Genomic DNA, 16,993 nt, shown 5'->3' on the forward strand with positions numbered 1-16,993 from the left:
GAAATAAGTGTACCTTTTTAGGGAAGGAATCCACCTTCAGGGTAATCACTGGGAGGCTCTCATGCGGTTCGGCATGCCCTGGCCCGGCCGGGACGTCGGACGGGAGGCGGAGCAGGCGGGTGTCGGCGTCTTCTGCGCCGGGGAGTTCGTCGATCACGACGCCTACCTCACGGTGGCCGACATCGTGGCGAACACAGAACGGGCCATGGCGGGACCTGCCATCGCCTACGCGTTCGCCCGCACCCCCTACGCACACGCCACCGCCCTGCGCCAGCTGCACGCCCGGGCTCCGGGCCGGCTGTTCCTCGGCCTGGGCAGCGCGGCGTTCCGCATCAACCGGGACTGGCTGGGTGTGCCCGCCGATCGCCCCGTGGGCCGGATCGCCGAGACCGTCGCCGCGGTGCGGGCCTGGCTGCACGCGGAGAACGGCGAGAAGGTCCACTACTCCGGCGAGTTCTACACACTCGACGCCGATGTCCGCGCTCCGGTGCTGGGCCGGCTGGACATCCCCGTCCTGCTCGCCGCGTTCAACACCCGCATGGCGACGACGGCGGGCAGGGTCGCCGACGGGGTGATCGGGCACGGTCTGTTCACCGGCGACTGGTGGAACAAGGTCGTACGGCCCTCGGCCGAGCGCGGCGCGGCCGAGGGCGAGGGTGGCCGAACCGGTGCACGTCCGATCGAACACGGCTGGATCATCACCGCGGTCGACGACTCGGCACCACAACGCGCCATCGCCGACGCCCGGCGCATGATCGCCTTCTACCTCACCGTCAAGACCTACGACCCCTACGTCGCCCACCACGGCTGGGAGGAACCCGTGGCGCGGATCCGTGCGGCGTTCCGGGCGGGCGACACCGACGGGATGGCGCGGGCGGTCACCGACGAGATGCTCACCGGGATCGCGGTCTGCGGATCGACCGCCGACGCGAAGGACGCCCTGGCCCGCCGTGCCGGATCACTGCCACGCGACGTCGGCTACCTGGCGCCTCCGAGCTTCATGGTGAGCCGTCGGCGACGGGCCGCGTACGCCTCGGCCGCCCTCGACCTGATCGGCGCCGTACCGGACCGCGACTGAGCGCCGGACACGGGTCGGCCCCGGAGCGAGAGCGCTCCGGGGCCGACCCGCAAATCGATCGCGGTTCAGGCGTTCTCAGGGGCGGGGGCGAGCTTCTGGCTCTTGTCGAAGTGCACGACGTCGGCCAGCGTGCCGCCCAGGATCGCCGCGCGGTCCTCGTCGGAGACCGTGTCGTCGAAGTTGAACGCGACGCAGTCCGCGCTGCTGCGGAAGGTGCCCTCGGCGTGCGGGTAGTCGTTGCCCCACATGATCGTGGACACACCGGTGATGTGGCGGGCCCTGACCGCCGTGGGGTCGTCCGCGAACTGGACGTGGATCTGACGCTGGATGTACTCGCTGGGCTTGAGCGGGTAGGGCCACTTCTCGTTGATGGTGAACAGCCGTCCCATGGCCGGCTGGTCCTTCGGCGAGCGGTCGTCGTCCCAGAAGCCGAGCCACCAGTCGGCGTCCTGGCCGATGCCGGTCCGGAAGGACTTGTCCATGAAGCCCATGTAGGAGACCAGCCAGCCGGCGCTGAACTCGATCAGGTTGAAGTGCAGGTTCGGGAACCGCTCGCAGACACCCCCGCCGACGAGGTCGGCGATGATGCGCTGCGGGCTGGAGAACCCCGCGGCCGAGTTCTGCAGCCGGCCCGACACCATGTCGTCGGTCAGCTGGCCCTTGCCCATGTTGACGGCCATCATCATCTGACGGACCGTCGTCGCCGTCTCCGAGGCGTGCTCCTTCGTCTTCACCCCGCCGGTGGCGACGTGGATGAACACCGGCATCCCGTGCGTCTGGGCGGCGGCCCACAGCGGGTCGTAGATCCGGGACGCGTACGGCACCGGCGGGGTCTCCGGGATCAGGATCGCGCCAAGCCCGAGGCGCGCGCACCGTCCGACCTCGGCGACGGCCTCCGGGATGTCCGTGACGGGGATGGCCGCGGTCGGACGCAGCCGGTCCTTGTGCTGGAGGAACCGCTCGGCGATGTAGTCGTTCCACACGCGCGCGTGCGCCATCGAGAGCTCATGGTCGTCGGTGAACAGCACGAACAGCGACAGGTTGGGGAACATCACCGAGGCGTCGACGCCGTCGAGGTTCATGTCCCGCAGGATGTGGTCCGGCTCCCCGTCCGGGGTGGCCCCGCCGAACTGGCGGTACTTGGAGATGGTCCAGCCGTCGTAGCCGATGGTGTGGAGCTTCTTGAACTCGGTGTGCCCGCCCTCGACGATCGGCTCGTCCAGCGTGAACTCCTCTTCCCACAGAGCCCGCTCCCGAAGCTGCCTGGGCAACCGGGTCTTGAAGAGATCGACCGGCTCGATGATGTGCGAGTCGCCGGACACGACAAATTCCTTGAACACAAACGGTACCTCTTTCGAACCTCGTCGTTCAGAGGGGAACCCAACCCGCAGTGGAGCCGAAGTTAGCTGTACCGACCGGTCCAGTCAATAATTCGGCATACGGAATGACGGAACCCTCCCAGGTCAGAGGCTGACATTTCCCTGACACGGAGCCGACAACCGCGCACCCCTTCCCTGGATGCATTAATTCAGTACACTCAAATTGCCCATCGAGAGGTGACCAGGAGACGGCATATGACGGCGGTGCACTCGTTCTCTTCGCGGCTCTACATCGACGGACGACGGACCGAGGGCCGGACGGACACCCGTCTCCTCGTCCGCAATCCGGCGACCGAGGAGACGGTCGCGGAGGTCCCCGACGCGTCACCGGCGGATGTGCGCCAGGCCGTCGAGGCGGCCCGGCGGGCCTTCGACGAGGGACCCTGGCCACGGATGCGGCCCGCCGAACGGGCCGCCGTCCTGCTGCGCATGGCCGAGGAGATGGAGCGCCGGCTACCGGAACTCGTGACGGTCAACATGGCCGAGGCCGGCTCGGTCCGCGCGCTGGCCGAGACCCTCCAGACCCGGGTCCCGGTCGCACATCTGCGGGACATGGCCGAGCGGGTGATGCCCTCCTTCGGGTGGGAGCACCCGATGGCCCCGACGATCGCGCCGGGCATCGGCATCTGCCAAGGGGTGCTGCGCCGCGAGGCGTTCGGCGTGTGCGCACTGATCTCCGCCTACAACTTCCCCTTCTTCCTCAGCATGATGAAGGTGATACCGGCCCTCGCCGCGGGCTGTACCGCCGTACTGAAGCCGGCGCCGGCCACCCCCCTGGAATCCCTGCTGATCGGCGACTTCGCCGACGCCGCCGGGCTGCCGCCGGGCGTGCTCAACATCGTGACCGGCGACATCGCGGCCGGCCGTGAGCTCACCACCCACCCGATGGTGGACCTGGTGAGCTTCACCGGCTCCGACACGGTGGGCCGTACGGTCCACACCCAGGCAGCCGCCTCGCTGAAGAAGGTCGTCCTCGAACTCGGCGGCAAGTCCGCCAACATCGTCCGCGCCGACGGCGACCTCGACGGCGCCGTCCGTTCCGCGCTCGCGGGCATCACCACCCATGCCGGACAGGGCTGCTCCCTGCTGACCCGCACACTCGTGCACGAGTCCGTCCACGACGAACTGGTCGACCGGCTGAGGGCCGCCCTCACCGCGGTCAGGGTCGGCGACCCCGCCGACCCCGCCACCACCATGGGCCCGCTGATCAGCGCGGCGCAGCGGGACAAGGTCGAGAAGCTCATCCGGAGCGGCGAGGAGGAGGGGGCGCGTCTCGTCCACGGCGGCAGGCGTCCCACCGGTCTGGACCGGGGCTACTTCGTGGAACCCACCCTCTTCACCGGCGTCGACAACGACATGACCATCGCGCGCACGGAGTTCTTCGGGCCGGTCGGGGTCGTCATCCCGTTCCGCACGGACGAGGAGGCGGTACGCATCGCGAACGACAGTCCCTACGGCCTCGCCGGCGCCGTCTGGAGCGCCGACACCACGACCGCGTACGAGATGGCCTCCCGCATCCGGGCCGGCGGTGTCACGATCAACGGGGGCAGCGCCGGGGTGAACCCGCGGGCCGCGTTCGGCGGCTACAAACAGAGCGGACTGGGGCGTGAGTGGGGCGAGTTCGGGCTGGACGAGTATCTGCAGACCAAGACGGTCAGCTGGGCCGCGCGCTGAGCGGCCCGGCCACCGCCCGCCCTGCTTGATGCTCACCTTCACACCGGCTATGCGCTCACCGCATGCGGGTGCGCTCCTGTCGGTGCGCAGCGCCGCCATCAGCTCCTCCCGGCTCGCGGCGCAGCCCGCCTTCTCCAGCCCGTGAAGGAGCAGGTCGGCACTGAGCCAGCCGGCCGCCTCCCGTCCTGCGGGAACGGCAGCGGCAGGCGGCGGGGACGCTGTCGGGCGGCGAGCAGCAGATGCTCTCCCTCGCCCGGGCCCTGATGGTCGACCCCCGGCTCGTGATCGCCGACGAGCTCTCGCTCGGACTCTCGCCGAAGATGGTCGACGTGGTCTTCGAGGGCCTGCGGCGGGCCAGGGCCGCCGGGGTGGCCGTGATCATGATCGAGCAGTTCGCGAGCCGGGCGCTCCACATCGCCGACCGCTGTCTGGTCCTGCGGCGCGGCTCGATCGCGTGGGCGGGCGACGCGGACCGGGCCGGGCCGGAACTGCTGCGCCGCTACCTCGGGCAGGCCACGGCGGCCTGACGGTCCCACGCTCCCGCGCTTCGGTCCCAGGCACCTCGCTGCGACGGTCCGCACCCGCTATGGCCCGTGCTCGTCCGGTCCGCGAACCGTCGCGCCACATCAGCCAGGTCAGGACGCCGGTGTGCTCGCCCGCACCTCCAGCGCCGGGGCGTGGATGAGACCGGCCCCTCACCATCGACAAGCAGGACGGACCACACCGCGACGGTTTCACCCCGCTACGACCCGCTCGTCCGCCCAGCGGCCTCGCCGCACCAGGACGCCGGCGCGGTTTCACCCGTCCCCTCCAGCGCGAGGGCGAGGGCGAGGCTGGTGTCCTCACCGTCCGCGAGAGTGCCGGCTCCAGTGCCCCGTGCAGCAGAGGCCGTTGTCACGCCGAGCACCGGTGTGCGGGACGCCCGCACCACCTCCGCAGGGTCTCTACGTGCCCCCGTGGAGAGCCGGTGCCAGTGGTGATCCAGGCCCTCGGCTCCGGCTTCGGCCACGGCCGTTCAGACCGTGACGACCATGGCCGAGCCCATGCCTCCGCCCGCGCACATGGCGGCGACGGCGGTACCACCGCCCCGGCGGCGCAACTCGTGTGCCAGGGTCACGACCATCCGCGTGCCCGTGGTGGCGATCGGGTGGCCGAGGCTGCACCCGCTGCCGAACGGGTTGACCCGCTCGGGGTCGAGCCCCAGTTCCCGGGTGGTGGCGACGGCCACCGCGGCGAAGGCCTCGTTGACCTCGAACAGGTCCACGTCGTCGATGCCGAGCCCGGCCCGGTCCAGGGCCTTGCGGATCGCGGCGACCGGCGCGAGCCCCGTCTCGACGGGGTCGACCCCCACACTCGCCCAGGACCGTACGGTCGCGATCGGGGTGAGGCCGTGCGCGGCGGCCAGGGCGGCGTCGGCGACGACGACCGCGGCCGCGCCGTCATTGACGCCGCTGGAGTTGCCGGCCGTGATGGAGAAGCCCTCGATCTCCGGGTGCAGCGCCTTGAGCGCGGCCAGTTTCTCGATGCTGGTGTCGCGCCGTGGATGCTCGTCGGTGTCGAACACCGAAGCCGTACCGTCCCGGTCGGTGACCTTCACGGGCACGATCTCGTCGGTGAACCGGCCTTCGTCGACGGCCCGTACGGCGCGCTCGTGGGATCTCAGGGCCCAGGCGTCCATCTCGGCACGGGTGAGCCCGGTCAGCCGGGCGGTGTTCCAGCCTACGAGGACCCCCATGTCGTCGTTGGGCGCCTCGGGCGTCGGGACATGGGTCGGGGCCATCCAGGGGTCCTGCCAGTCGTCGGTGCCGGGTTTGCGCCGCCGGGCGACCGGCGCGGTCGACGACGAATGGGTTCCGCCCGCGATCACCGCGCGGTCCATCCCGGCCCGCACACTCGCGGCGGCGGTCGCCACGCTCGCCAGACCGGAGGCACAGTGCCGGTTGTGCGCCAGGCCCGGGACATGGGTGAGCCCCGCCCGGAGCGCCGCGTAGCGGGCGATGTCGCCGCCGCCGGCGAGGGATTCGCCGAGGACGACGTCGTCGATCGCGCCGAGTGGCAGGCCACTGCGGTGCGCGGCCTCGCGGACGACGACGGTGGCGAGTTCGAAGGCGTCGGTGTCCCGCAGGGTTCCTCGGCGGGCGGTTCCGATCGCGGTGCGGCACGCGGAGAGAAGAACGGCATCAACCATGGAATTAAGAGTACTTAAATGTGAGAGCCACTAAGAGGTGGGGGGAGAAATCCGGCCGAGATCTCGACCACGCAGCCAATAAAGGATACCTTGCTGAGTGTGAACTTCGAGCTCAGTGCGGAACAGATCCTGCTCCGCGAGGCCTCGCGCGACCTGCTGTCGGACCGAGCCCCGATCGAGCGCGTACGGGCGTGGGCGGATCGAGAGGAGGACGTCGACCCGGAGGTGTGGCGGCTGACCGCCGACCTCGGCTGGCCCGGCCTGGCCCTGCCCGAGGAGTACGGCGGTTCCGGCCAGGGTCTGGTGGAACTCGCCCTCGTCGCCGAGGAGGTCGGACACGCCCTCGGGCGGGGCCCCTTCGCACCCACCGCGGTCGTCGGCAGGGCGCTGGCCGCCGCCGGGCCGCCCGAGCTGCGGGCCGAGGCGCTGCCGGCGCTGGCCGCGGGAGACGGCTGGGCCACCTGGGCCTTCGCCGAACCGCGGCTTCCCTGGTCCCTCGACGGTGTCCGCGCCACCGCCCGGACCGAGGGGGACGTCATCGTCCTCGACGGGGTCAAGACAGCGGTGCAGGACGCGGGCGGCGCCCGATGGCTGCTCGTGACCGCGCTCCACGACGGCGTTCCGGCATCGTTCCTGATCGACCGGACGGCCCCTGGCGTCAGCGTCCGCCGGCAGCGGGTCCTGGACCTGACCCGTTCGTTCCACGAGGTCCGGTTCGAGGGTGTACGCGTCGCGCGCGGGCGCCGCCTCACCGCCGGGCCCGACGAGATCCAGCGGCTGCTCGACGAGGCGTCGGTGCTGCGGTGCGCCGACGCGCTGGGGGTGATGGAGCGCATGCTGAAGCTCACCGTCGAACACGTCAGGTCCCGGGTTCAGTTCGGGCGGCCGATCGGAACGTTCCAGGCCGTCAAGCACGCGTGCGCCGACATGGCTCTCCTGGTGCACGGCGCCCGGGCCGCCACCTCGTACGCGGCGATGGCCGCCGACGCCGGTGCCGAGGGCGCCGGCCGGGCGGCCTGTGCCGCGGCCTCGTACGTCGCGGCCGGCTCCGGTGAGGTCTCGGCCCGGGCCCTGCAGCTGCACGGCGGCATCGGCTTCACCTGGGAGCACGACCTCCACCTCCACCTGCGCCGGGCCCGCGCCGACAGCGTGCTGTACGGGGACGCCGCGGTCCACCGGGACCGGCTGTGCACCCTCCTGCGACGGGCTTCCGTGCCGGCCTGAGCGCAGGCCCCCTCCGAGCGAACGATCCGAAAGGTTCCCGATGGAGATCAAGGGCAAGAAGGTCGTGGTGTTCGGCGGCGCCTCCGGCATGGGCCGGGCCACCGCCGAGCTGCTCGCGGCCCGCGGCGCGGACGTCGCCGTACTCGACCGCCCGGCGTCGGCGGGCGAGGAGGTGGCCGCCGCGTTCGGTGGGAGCTTCCACCCCGTCGACGTGACCGACTTCGAGGCCACCGCGAGCGCGCTGGACGCGGCCGTCGACGGACTGGGCGGCCTGCATGTGTCGGTGACCACGGCGGGCGGCGGCAGCGTGCGGCGCACCCTGGGCAGGGACGGTCCGCACGATCTGGAGAGCTTCCGCCGGGTGCTCGACCTGAACGCCGTCGCCACCTTCAACATCAGCAGGCTGGCCGCCGCGCACATAAGCCGCAATGAACCCGAGGAGCCCGACGGCGAGCGGGGCGTCATCGTCAACACGTCGTCGATCGCCGCCTTCGAGGGGCAGATCGGCCAGGTCGCCTACTCGGCCGCCAAGGCGGCGATCGCCGGGATGAGCCTCACCATGGCCCGCGACCTCGGCTCGCTCGGCATCCGCGTCGTCGCCATCGCGCCCAGCCTGTTCGAGACGGGCGCCACCGAGAAGATCCCCGCCGAGACCCGGGCGGCGCTGGTGAGGGACGCCGCGTTCCCCCGGCGCCTGGGCCGCCCCGAGGAGTACGCCAGGCTCGCGCTCGCCGTCGTCGACAACCCGATGCTCAACGGCCAGTGCCTGCGGCTGGACGCCGGCCAGCGGTTCGGCCCGAAGTGATCCCGAAGTGATCCCGAAGTGATCCCGACATGAGGACGTGCTGATGGAACACGACGGCAAAGTGGCACTGATCACCGGCGGCGGCCGCGGCTTCGGCAAGGCGTTCGGTGAGTCGCTGTCCGCCCTGGGCGCGCACGTCGTGCTCGCCGACATCGACGGCGGGGCGGCGGCCGGGGCCGCGGCGGAACTCACCGCGAAGGGCCTGGGCGCGACCGGAATCGCCTGTGACGTGGCCGACGAGGCCGAGGTCGGCGCGGTCGTGAGCCAGATCGTCGAACGCCACGGCGGACTCGACATCCTGGTCAACAACGCCGGTCTGCACGCCGCCTACAACAAGCCGTTCACCGAACTGGGCCTGGCCGGGGTACGGCGGGTGCTCGACGTCAACGTCATGGGCACCGTCATCTGCTCGCTCGCGGCCCACGAGGCCATGCGGGGACGGCCCGGCGCCTGCATCGTCAACATCTCCTCGTCGGCGGCCTACGCGAACCGCAGCGTCTACGGTGTCTCCAAGCTCGCCGTGCGGGGGCTGACGGTGTCCTTCGCGCGCGAATTCGCCGCCGACGGCATCCGGGTCAACGCCATCGCGCCGGGCCTGATCCTCACGGACGCCGTACGGGCCCAGCTGTCCCCGGCCGAGGCGGACCGCGTCCTCGGGGAGCAGATCCTGCGGCAGGAGGGCCGGGAGCAGGACATCGTCGACGCGCTGCTGTATCTGGTGTCGTCCAGGGCGTCCTTCGTCACCGGCGAAACCCTGCGTGTGACGGGCGGGTTCGCGCTCTCCGTCTAGAAGGTCCGTGGCTCCTCACACGTCTGTGGCCCCGCGAGGACTGTCGCGGGGCCACCACGGTCTCGGCTGTGCTACACGGTCACCGGTTCGTCAGCCGGCTTGTCGGCCAGCTCCTTCTCCTCGCGCGTGATCGCCTTCAACAGCACGTACGGCGTGGCGATCTTCCAGAAGACGTACGCGATCGAGGGGATCAGGTACGCCAGGAGTCCGTTCCAGGCGAGCGGTCCGGTCTGGTTCAGGAAGACGAAGGCGCCCGGGACGAGCAGCACTCCGAGCACCATGCTGAGCCAGCCGTACCAGCGCGGGAAGATCGGCTTCCGGCGGGTGTGGTCGATGAACGCGGCGTAGCCGATCGACCAGACCTGGAGGACGAAGATGCAGGCGTTGCCCACGAACATGAGCCAGAAGGTGTCGGTCATCGCGGACAGGACGTCGGCAGAGTGGTTCTGAGGCCGGTAGGCCGCCGCGGCGAGAATCGCCAGCGGGAAGAAGAACCCGAGCGGGGCCACCACACCCGTGGTGAGCTGGATCATGGAGAGCATGCCCCAGCCGCCCTCGACCCGGCGCAGCTGCAGGCTCGTCACGATGACGTACGGGTATTCGAACGGGACGAGCAGAACCATGAGGGCCACGCAGGTGAGGATCCCGGTGCGGTGGTCCTTGAGGAAGGTGACGATGTCCTCGGGGCTCTCGGTCGGACTCATCGGCGGGGTGAGGTGACCCACCGCGAAGGCGGCGAAGAACCCCACGAAGAGGATGACGCCGCACCACGCCGACACGCGCTGCAATCTTATGTACAGGTCTTTCTTCATCTGCGGCTCCCTTTGTGTGCCCACCGGTGTCCACCGGTGGCTACCGACCGATCTCGTCCCAGCCGACGAGCCTGTCCAGCAGCAGCGCCGCGTTCGACAGATAGTCGCCGTATCCGCCCCGGAAGAACAGCAACGGGGTCTTCATCGACTCGACGCGCAGGTCCCGTACCCGCCCGACGACCAGCAGGTGATCTCCGATCTCTACGACCTGCTCCACCGCGCAGTCGACCCACGCGACGATGCCGTCCAGCACCGGACTGCCGAGCGGTGACGCCCGCCAGGCCGTGTTGGCGAACCGCTCGGGCGCCGGGCCCGTCGCCATCCGTCGGGACAGCCGTTCCTGGTTGCCCGCGAGGGCGTTGGCGCAGAAGCGGCCCGCGGTTCTGATCGTCCGCAGGGTCGTGGAGGAGCGGTCCGCGAGAAAGGACACCAGCGGCGGGTCGAGCGACACGGACGTGAAGGTGCCGACGATCATGCCGTGCGGCCGTTCCCCGGCGTCCGTGGTGGTGATCGCGACCACGCTCGTGGGGAAGTTGCCGAGGACGTCGCGGAACCGCCGCCCGTCGATCGCGTCCTCCGTCCGGGAGGGTGTCACGCCCTCGCTCATATCAGGATGCGCATCGGCTCGGGCAGCTCGATGCCCATCGCGGCCAGCGCGTTCGCGTGGTACGCGGAGCCCGGCACATGGATCATGTGCTGGAGTCCGACGTGCGCGTCGCGCCAGTACCGCTGCATCGGGTTGCCCCTGCGGATGGCGTTGCCGCCGGAGCGGGCGAAGATCTCGTCCAGTGCGGCGACGGCCCGCCACGCACAACGCACCTGGTTGCGCCGGACGTTCGCCCGGTCCTCCACGGTGATCGGCTTACCGGCCTCCACCTGGTCGTACAACCTGCTGATGCCGTCCATGAGCTGGACCCGCGAGGCAGCGATCTCGGCAGCGGCCTCACCGGCGGCGTACAGGACGTACGGGTCGTCGCGCACCTGGACGCCGGTCACGGCGACCCGGTCCTTCTGCTGGGCCAGGTGGACGGCGAGGGCGCCCTCGCAGATGCCGATCACCGCGGCGGTGATCCCGAGCGGGAACATCGAGCTGAACGGCAGCTTGTACAGGGTGTCGGTCAGCCCGACCGCCTCGGCGGCCCTGCCCTCCTGGACGACTTCCTGCCTGATGGTGCGGTACTCGGGGATGAACGCCTTGTCGACGACGACGTCCTTGCTGCCGGTGCCGGACAGGCCGACCACGTCCCAGGTACCGTCGATGATCTCGTAGTCCGAGCGGGGCAGCACGACGTGCATCACGGTGATCGGCCCCGCGGGCCTGCCCTTGCCGTCGCCGAGGAGCGCGCCGAGGAAGTCCCACTCGCAGTGGTCGCTGCCCGAGGAGAAGGGCCAGCGGCCGCTGAGGACATAGCCGCCGTCCACCGGGTCGGCGATCCCGCCCGGCATGTAGGGCGAGGCGATCCAGGTGTCCGGGTTCTCGTCCCATACCTCGTGGGCGAGCCTGGGGTCCATCTGGGCCAGCTCCCACGGGTGCACTCCGACGACGCCGCACACCCAGCCGGCGGCCCCGTCGTGCCGGGCGACGGCCATCACGGCCTCCGCGAAGTCCCGGGGATGAGCGCCGAATCCGCCGAACTCCTTGGGCTGGAGCAGCCGGATGACCCCGGCGGAACGGAGCAGTTCGACAGTCCGTTCGCTCAGCTTGCCGAGTGACTCGTTCTCGTCGGCGAGTCCGGTCAGTTCGGCACCCAGTTCCTCGACACGGCCGACCACTTCATGCGTCACTCCGCCCACCTCCTGGTGACTGATCCATCGCATGCGCCGCACGTCCTTGGCGGCGGGATGGCCTCAGTGTCGGGGCGTGGAACCGGCTTTCGCCGGTCGCTTTCCGCTGACCGGGACTGAGCCGCCGCGGCGCGTGACACGGGGGCGCAGCGCGGCGGTGGAGCGGCCCTCGATCGCGGAGAACCACACCCCGGCGCCGTACGCGAGGTCGTCGAGACGGCGGGCGATGCCGTAGCGGAGGGGGTCGGGACTGGCCTGATCACGTCGGTACTCGAGCGCGATGTCGGCCAGGGCGGCGACCGCCGTGGCCCGGCGCATCCGGCGGGAGACCGCACAGCCGATCGCCGTGAGCGGCCACCAGTGGCGCGTCAGCAGCGCGGAGGTCTGGGTCAGGGTGCCCAGCGCGCCGTTGGCGGTGAGCCGCACGGCCGGCCGGTAGGGGTGCCGGACGCCGTCGAGCTTGCGGGCGACGCGTACGGTGACGATACCGAGGACGGCTCCCGCGACCGGAACCGACCAGCGGCGCTGGGCGAGCAGCGCGGCGGCGAACACCGCGCTCCACGGGGCGAACACGGCGGGTGCGATGTGCTCGGGGTGCCGACGGGCCAGGGGCTGGGCTCCGCTGCCGTACACCGCCTTGCGCAGCAGCCACTCCCCCGCCCGTACCCGATGTTCGTGGGCGGCCCGGACGGCGGGCTCGTACCGGACCCGTCGGCCGGCGTCGATCAGCCGCCAGCACAGGTCGACGTCCTCGCCGACCCGCATGCCCTCGTCGAAGCCCTCCGCCAGCCCGTCCACCCGGGCCACGACGCAGGCCGAGGACGCCCAGGAGACGGGGGTGCCGGGGCGTACCGAGGCCGGGTGGGCACCCAGGTCGAGGGAGGAGCGGGCGTTCTCGTACCGTTCGATCCAGGTCGTGGCATGGGTGGTCAGCCCGGTGATGCGGGGTACGGCCATGGCGACCCGCGGGTCGGCGAAGTGCCTCAGCAGGGTCGGGACCGTGTCCCGGTCGAGCACGATGTCGGAGTCGGCGAACACCACGTACGGGGTGGTGACCAGGCGCAGCCCGGCGTTGCGGGCGCCGGCGGGGCCGACGTTGGCGGGCAGGGCGAGCAGCCGGGCACCGTGCTCGGCGGCTACGGCGGCCACGGCCGCCGGGTGCCGTGAGGCATCGTCGACCACGATCACCTCGGTGCCCCCGCCGATGCTGCGCAGCAGTCGGCCGAGTTGGCGTGGGCGGTCACGGACGGGTACGACGACCGTGTACCGCGGGTCGGCGGGCGCCGGCAGCGCCGCGGCGACGGGGTGGGCCATGCCCGTGTCGAGCAGCCGGTCGGCGAGCAGCGCACTCGCCGCGTCCCGGACGGGGAGGGTCCTTCCGACGAGCAGCTTCCGCGCCCTCGGAGTCAGCCTCAGCAGCCGGGTGGGGAAGCCGCCGAGCAGAGCCCGGCCGCCGTCCACCACCCGGGTGTGCCGGTCGAGTTCGACGACGAAACCGAGGGGAAGGGTCATCGGCGCACGGCTCCCCGTCGGACAGGATCGATGAGGCGGCCCCGCGCGTCGCAGGTCCAGGCGCCGATCCGGCGGACTATGGCGGCCACCATCGCGTCCAGCGTCCGACGGCCCTCCTCGGCCGAGGCCCCGGCGGGGTCGCCGAGCACGCCGGAGGGTGAGACCGCGCGGACGCCGTGGGTGATCAGGTCCGGCAGGAGGGCGGCGAGCGGCCTTGTGTCGCCGGCGGTCGCGGCGTCGAACCGTACCCGCTCGGGTGCCAGGTGCAGCAGCAGCGAGGTCTCCGTGCGACCGGCGTGCGCGTCGCCGCCCGGCATCTCGCAACCGGCCCAGGCGACGTCGTGGCCCTCCGCGCGCAGCAGACACAGGGCCGTGTCGAGGGGGGCCGTGTTGCCGCCGTGGCCGTTGACGAACACGACCCGGCCCGCCCACAAAGTCAGCGAGCGGGTCAGTTCCACGAGCACCGCCCGCAGTGCCTCGTGCCCGATGGAGGCGGTCCCGGGGAAGTCGGCGTGTTCGCCGCTCGCGCCGTACGCGACCGGCGGTGCCACCAGCGGTGGCCCGTACGGTCCGGCGGCGAGGGAGTCCGCCGTGCGCCGGGCCACGGCGTGGGCGACGACGGTGTCGGTGTCGAGCGGCAGATGCGGGCCATGCTGCTCGGTGGAGCCGACCGGCACCAGGACGAGCGCGCCGGACGGCACGGCCGGCCAGACGGTGTCGGCCAGGACCGGCGACGTGGCGTCCCCCGGCATGGTCAGGCGACCGGTGACTCGACGTCGGCCGGCGGCCTCGCGGGCGCCATCGGTACGTCCGCGCCGCCGAGGGTCAGGGAGAAGCCCGGAGGTATCACCAGGTCCTCGGGCGCCAACTCGTGGACGCAGGAGTGCCCGAGGCCCAGGACGGCCGAGTCGAGCCCACCGCGCAGGATGTCCAGCACGTTCTCGACGCCGGCCTGTCCGTTCGCCGCGAGGCCCCAGAGGTGGGCACGGCCGATCAGGACCGCGCGGGCGCCCAGGGCCAATGCCTTCGCCACGTCGCCGCCGCGGCGCACGCCCCCGTCGAGGAGGACTTCCACCTGGTCGCCGACGGCCTCCGCGATGGCGGGGAGCACGCGGACGGTGGCCGGGGTGGTGTCCAGGTTGTTGCCTCCGTGGTTGGACACGGACAGCGCCGGCACACCGGCGTCGACGGCCCGCCTGGCGTCGTCCACCCGGGTCACGCCCTTGAGGAGGAAGGGGCCGCCCCACTCCTCACGCAGCCACTTCACGTCGTCCCAGGTGGGCGGCGCGGTCTGCATCCACTCGCCGTAGGCCCCGAAGAACGTGGGGGCCTCGCCGCCGGGGGCCCGCAGGTTGGGCACGGTCAGGTCGGGGAGGCGGCCGGACCGGGCGAACCTCCACAGCCAGCCGGGCCTGGGCAGCACGTCGGGGGCGAACCGCAGCATGGTCCTCAGGTCGAGCGTGTCGGGGATGGCGGGGCTGCCCCAGTCACGGCCGTGCGAGAAGGACCAGTCGAGGGTGACGACGAGCGCCTTGGCACCGGCGGCCCGGGCACGCTCCATCCGCTGCACCATGGTTTCGCGGGTACCGCTCCAGTACAGCTGGAAGAAGACGTCGGCCCCGGTGGCGGCCACGTCCTCGACACTGCGGCTCGCGAACGAGCTGAGGCCCATGATGACGCCCCGGCTCGCGGCGGCGCGGGCGACGGCGACCTCCCCCTCGGGGTCGACGGCCTGCACGCCGGTCGGCGAGATGAGCACAGGCAGGGCGGTGGGCACACCGAGCACGGTCGTGGACAGGTCCCGTGTCGCCTGGTGGCCCACGACCCGGGGGGCGAAGCCGAGATCGGCGAAGCCGGCCAGGTTGGCGCGGAGCGTCCGGCCGCGCTCCGAGCCGGCGACGAGCGCGCCGTACACGGAACCGGGCAGCCGTCGGCGAGCCCGGCGCTGGGCCTCGGCGACCGTCTCGAACCAGGGGTTCCTAGGCATGTGCCGTGTCCTTCGTTCCCGTAGGGATGAGGTCCGGTCCGGCCAGCGGGTTCTCGTCGCAGTCGCTCGTCGGGGGGCGCGGGGTGAGGACGAGATCCACGGGGCCGCGCCGGGAGTGGTCACCGGAGGGTCTGGGCAACCGGGTCCGGTCCCGGCGGGCCAGTTCCTGCTCGCCGTGGCCCTGGACGCACTCGGGGTCGGGGCCGTCCAGCGGGAGGCCGGTGAAGAACTTGGCGGCCATGCAGCCGCCCTTGCAGGTGTCGTAGAACGCGCAGGACGCGCAGGCGCCGCCGTGTTGCGGGGCGCGCAGCCGCTCGAACAGCTCGGAGCCGCGCCAGACGCCCTGGAAGCCGCCCGTCTCGCGGACGTTCCCGGCGAGGAACTCGTCGTGGAGGGCGAACGGACAGGCGTAGACGTCGCCGACGGGATCGATGAGGCAGACCACGCGCCCGGCGCCGCAGAGGTTGAGGCCGGGCAGGGACTGGCCGTAGGCGGAGAGGTGGAAGAAGGAATCACCGGTCAGCACGTTCTCTCCGTGCGCCAACAGCCAGTCGTACAGCTCGCGTTGCTGCGCGGCCGTCGGATGCAGATCGTCCCAGACGTCGGCCCCGCGTCCGGAGGGGCGCAGCCGGGTCAGGCGGAGCTGGGCGCCGTAGCGGTCGGCGAGGGCCTTGAAGGCGTCGAGCTGGGGGATGTTGTGGCGGGTGCAGACCACGGAGATCTTGAAGTTCTCCGTCCCGGAGGCGGCCAGGTTCTCCAGGGCTCGCAGCGCCGTAGCGTACGAACCGGCCCCGCGTACGGCGTCGTTGACCTCGGCGGTGGCGCCGTCGAGGGAGATCTGGACGTCGACGTAGTCGTTGCGGGCGAGGCGTTCGGCGTTCTCGGGGGTGATACGGACGCCGTTGGTGGAGAACTTGACGCCGACGTGGTGGTCGGTGGCGTGGTCGAGAAGTTCCCAGAAGTCGGCGCGGACGGTGGGCTCGCCGCCGCCGATGTTGACGTAGAAGACCTGCATGGCCTCCAGTTCGTCGATGACGGCCTTGGCCTCGGCGGTGCTGAGTTCGCGGGGGTCGCGGCGGCCGGAGCTGGACAGGCAGTGGGTGCAGGCGAGGTTGCAGGCGTAGGTGAGTTCCCAGGTGAGGCAGATCGGCGCGTCGAGTCCGTGCTCGAAGAGGTCGACCAGCCGGGGCGTGGTGGACATGCGGTCGCTCATGGGGTCCTTCCGACGACCATCGACGCCTGTTCCAGTGCGGCGAGGGCCCGGCCGTAGCGGGGGAGTTCGTCCTCTGCGACGCCCGCTGTCCGGCAGGCGGCGCGCGCGGTGGACTCGTGGGCGAGGGCCTGGACGACGGTCAGGAGCCGCCGGTCCTTGAGGAACGTGAGCCTGCGGGTACCGAAGTGGTAGAGCAGCGCGCCGAACGGTTCCGGCCGCACCGAGACCTGCGGATGCAGGTCCCAGGCGCGGTCGAGGTCCATCTCGGTCATACGGCGTCCCCGTCCGTCATACGGCGGCGCCTAGTAGACGCCGCACATGCCGTCGATGGAGATCTCCTCCAGGAGATCCTCGGCTTCGATCAGCGGGGCCGTGGCCGCGAACTGGTCGGCCTCGGTTCCGGTCTCGGTACCGGTACTGGTGCCGGTCGTGGTGACGGCCTCTTCGGACGGGGCTGAGCGGAGCTCGTTCATACGACTCTCCCTGGGCATCTGCGGCGCCGACTCGTCGGGGACCGAGGCTAGCCAGCAGCGACACCGAGTACGT

Annotated in this window: 17 protein-coding genes; 6 read left to right on the top strand and 11 right to left on the bottom strand. The window is 71.5% G+C overall.

Annotated features, from left to right (window positions below; genetic code table 11):
- Positions 1–61 precede the first annotated feature (61 nt).
- Complete coding sequence (locus tag ACYQ8Q_RS07545) at positions 62–1,078, top strand: LLM class flavin-dependent oxidoreductase (RefSeq protein WP_460062969.1); 1,017 nt, start codon at positions 62–64, stop codon at positions 1,076–1,078.
- A gap of 65 nt (positions 1,079–1,143) precedes the next feature.
- On the opposite strand, the gene ACYQ8Q_RS07550 is transcribed toward ACYQ8Q_RS07545, so the two are convergent.
- Positions 1,144–2,400 carry an amidohydrolase family protein gene (locus ACYQ8Q_RS07550; RefSeq protein WP_460062971.1) on the bottom strand — a complete coding sequence of 419 codons (1,257 nt, stop codon included), beginning with the start codon at positions 2,398–2,400 and terminating at the stop codon, positions 1,144–1,146.
- A 252-nt stretch (positions 2,401–2,652) separates the two neighbouring features.
- Here ACYQ8Q_RS07550 and ACYQ8Q_RS07555 point away from each other — a divergent pair, with 252 nt between their 5' ends.
- Both ACYQ8Q_RS07555 and ACYQ8Q_RS07560 read left to right on the top strand, forming a co-directional pair.
- A complete protein-coding gene (locus ACYQ8Q_RS07555; RefSeq protein ID WP_460062972.1) occupies positions 2,653–4,131 on the top strand; it encodes an aldehyde dehydrogenase family protein in 1,479 nt (492 codons plus the stop codon).
- A 185-nt stretch (positions 4,132–4,316) separates the two neighbouring features.
- Positions 4,317–4,658, top strand: coding sequence for an ATP-binding cassette domain-containing protein (locus ACYQ8Q_RS07560; RefSeq protein WP_460073209.1), 342 nt, complete (start codon positions 4,317–4,319; stop codon positions 4,656–4,658).
- 488 nt (positions 4,659–5,146) lie between these two features.
- Here ACYQ8Q_RS07560 and ACYQ8Q_RS07565 read toward each other — a convergent pair whose 3' ends face one another.
- The gene (locus ACYQ8Q_RS07565) at positions 5,147–6,319 is read right to left on the bottom strand and encodes a thiolase family protein (protein WP_460062974.1); all 1,173 of its coding nucleotides are present in this window, start codon (positions 6,317–6,319) and stop codon (positions 5,147–5,149) included.
- Positions 6,320–6,418: 99 nt separating this feature from the next.
- Here ACYQ8Q_RS07565 and ACYQ8Q_RS07570 point away from each other — a divergent pair, with 99 nt between their 5' ends.
- The 3 genes from ACYQ8Q_RS07570 to ACYQ8Q_RS07580 are packed head-to-tail and all read left to right on the top strand — an operon-like array spanning position 6,419 to position 9,138.
- Positions 6,419–7,543: an acyl-CoA dehydrogenase family protein gene (locus tag ACYQ8Q_RS07570; RefSeq protein ID WP_460062975.1), complete on the top strand. Its 1,125-nt coding sequence runs from the start codon at positions 6,419–6,421 to the stop codon at positions 7,541–7,543.
- A gap of 40 nt (positions 7,544–7,583) precedes the next feature.
- Complete coding sequence (locus tag ACYQ8Q_RS07575) at positions 7,584–8,348, top strand: SDR family NAD(P)-dependent oxidoreductase (RefSeq protein WP_460062977.1); 765 nt, start codon at positions 7,584–7,586, stop codon at positions 8,346–8,348.
- Between the two features lie 43 nt (positions 8,349–8,391).
- Positions 8,392–9,138, top strand: a complete 747-nt coding sequence (locus tag ACYQ8Q_RS07580) for an SDR family NAD(P)-dependent oxidoreductase (RefSeq protein ID WP_460062979.1) — start codon at positions 8,392–8,394, stop codon at positions 9,136–9,138.
- A gap of 71 nt (positions 9,139–9,209) precedes the next feature.
- Here ACYQ8Q_RS07580 and ACYQ8Q_RS07585 read toward each other — a convergent pair whose 3' ends face one another.
- The 9 genes from ACYQ8Q_RS07585 to mftA all read right to left on the bottom strand — a co-directional run bounded on the left by ACYQ8Q_RS07585 (position 9,210) and on the right by mftA (position 16,920).
- Positions 9,210–9,950 (bottom strand): hypothetical protein, encoded by a 741-nt coding sequence (locus tag ACYQ8Q_RS07585; protein ID WP_460062981.1) that lies wholly within the window; start codon positions 9,948–9,950, stop codon positions 9,210–9,212.
- Between the two features lie 40 nt (positions 9,951–9,990).
- Positions 9,991–10,557, bottom strand: coding sequence for a flavin reductase family protein (locus ACYQ8Q_RS07590; protein ID WP_460062982.1), 567 nt, complete (start codon positions 10,555–10,557; stop codon positions 9,991–9,993).
- The gene (locus tag ACYQ8Q_RS07595; RefSeq protein ID WP_460073211.1) at positions 10,554–11,735 is read right to left on the bottom strand and encodes an acyl-CoA dehydrogenase family protein; all 1,182 of its coding nucleotides are present in this window, start codon (positions 11,733–11,735) and stop codon (positions 10,554–10,556) included. The genes ACYQ8Q_RS07590 and ACYQ8Q_RS07595 overlap by 4 nt, the downstream gene beginning before the upstream one ends.
- Positions 11,736–11,798: 63 nt before the next feature.
- The gene (mftF, locus tag ACYQ8Q_RS07600; protein ID WP_460062983.1) at positions 11,799–13,247 is read right to left on the bottom strand and encodes a mycofactocin biosynthesis glycosyltransferase MftF; all 1,449 of its coding nucleotides are present in this window, start codon (positions 13,245–13,247) and stop codon (positions 11,799–11,801) included.
- Entirely contained in the window at positions 13,244–13,999 is a 756-nt protein-coding gene (gene mftE, locus ACYQ8Q_RS07605) for a mycofactocin biosynthesis peptidyl-dipeptidase MftE (RefSeq protein WP_460062985.1), read from the bottom strand. The genes mftF and mftE overlap by 4 nt, the downstream gene beginning before the upstream one ends.
- 2 nt (positions 14,000–14,001) lie before the next feature.
- Positions 14,002–15,234: a pre-mycofactocin synthase MftD gene (gene mftD / locus ACYQ8Q_RS07610; RefSeq protein ID WP_460062986.1), complete on the bottom strand. Its 1,233-nt coding sequence runs from the start codon at positions 15,232–15,234 to the stop codon at positions 14,002–14,004.
- Positions 15,227–16,447: a mycofactocin radical SAM maturase gene (mftC, locus tag ACYQ8Q_RS07615; protein ID WP_460062987.1), complete on the bottom strand. Its 1,221-nt coding sequence runs from the start codon at positions 16,445–16,447 to the stop codon at positions 15,227–15,229. Before mftC ends, mftD begins: the two co-directional genes overlap by 8 nt.
- Positions 16,444–16,719: a mycofactocin biosynthesis chaperone MftB gene (gene mftB, locus ACYQ8Q_RS07620; protein WP_460062988.1), complete on the bottom strand. Its 276-nt coding sequence runs from the start codon at positions 16,717–16,719 to the stop codon at positions 16,444–16,446. The genes mftC and mftB overlap by 4 nt, the downstream gene beginning before the upstream one ends.
- A gap of 30 nt (positions 16,720–16,749) precedes the next feature.
- Positions 16,750–16,920, bottom strand: coding sequence for a mycofactocin precursor MftA (gene mftA, locus ACYQ8Q_RS07625; RefSeq protein ID WP_460062990.1), 171 nt, complete (start codon positions 16,918–16,920; stop codon positions 16,750–16,752).
- Positions 16,921–16,993 lie beyond the last annotated feature (73 nt).

It is taken from the genome of Streptomyces sp. YKOK-I1, assembly GCF_054660435.1.

Excerpts from the sequence above, each read along its gene's own strand:
- ACYQ8Q_RS07545 (WP_460062969.1), top strand. The coding sequence starts at position 62 with ATGCGGTTCGGCATGCCCTGGCCCGGCCGGGACGTCGGACGGGAGGCG.
- ACYQ8Q_RS07555 (WP_460062972.1), top strand. The coding sequence starts at position 2,653 with ATGACGGCGGTGCACTCGTTCTCTTCGCGGCTCTACATCGACGGACGA.
- ACYQ8Q_RS07565 (WP_460062974.1), bottom strand. The coding sequence starts at position 6,319 with ATGGTTGATGCCGTTCTTCTCTCCGCGTGCCGCACCGCGATCGGAACC.
- ACYQ8Q_RS07575 (WP_460062977.1), top strand. The coding sequence starts at position 7,584 with ATGGAGATCAAGGGCAAGAAGGTCGTGGTGTTCGGCGGCGCCTCCGGC.
- ACYQ8Q_RS07580 (WP_460062979.1), top strand. The coding sequence starts at position 8,392 with ATGGAACACGACGGCAAAGTGGCACTGATCACCGGCGGCGGCCGCGGC.
- ACYQ8Q_RS07585 (WP_460062981.1), bottom strand. The coding sequence starts at position 9,950 with ATGAAGAAAGACCTGTACATAAGATTGCAGCGCGTGTCGGCGTGGTGC.
- ACYQ8Q_RS07590 (WP_460062982.1), bottom strand. The coding sequence starts at position 10,557 with ATGAGCGAGGGCGTGACACCCTCCCGGACGGAGGACGCGATCGACGGG.
- mftF (WP_460062983.1), bottom strand. The coding sequence starts at position 13,247 with ATGACCCTTCCCCTCGGTTTCGTCGTCGAACTCGACCGGCACACCCGG.
- mftE (WP_460062985.1), bottom strand. The coding sequence starts at position 13,999 with ATGCCGGGGGACGCCACGTCGCCGGTCCTGGCCGACACCGTCTGGCCG.
- mftD (WP_460062986.1), bottom strand. The coding sequence starts at position 15,234 with ATGCCTAGGAACCCCTGGTTCGAGACGGTCGCCGAGGCCCAGCGCCGG.
- mftC (WP_460062987.1), bottom strand. The coding sequence starts at position 16,447 with ATGAGCGACCGCATGTCCACCACGCCCCGGCTGGTCGACCTCTTCGAG.
- mftB (WP_460062988.1), bottom strand. The coding sequence starts at position 16,719 with ATGACCGAGATGGACCTCGACCGCGCCTGGGACCTGCATCCGCAGGTC.
- mftA (WP_460062990.1), bottom strand. The coding sequence starts at position 16,920 with ATGAACGAGCTCCGCTCAGCCCCGTCCGAAGAGGCCGTCACCACGACC.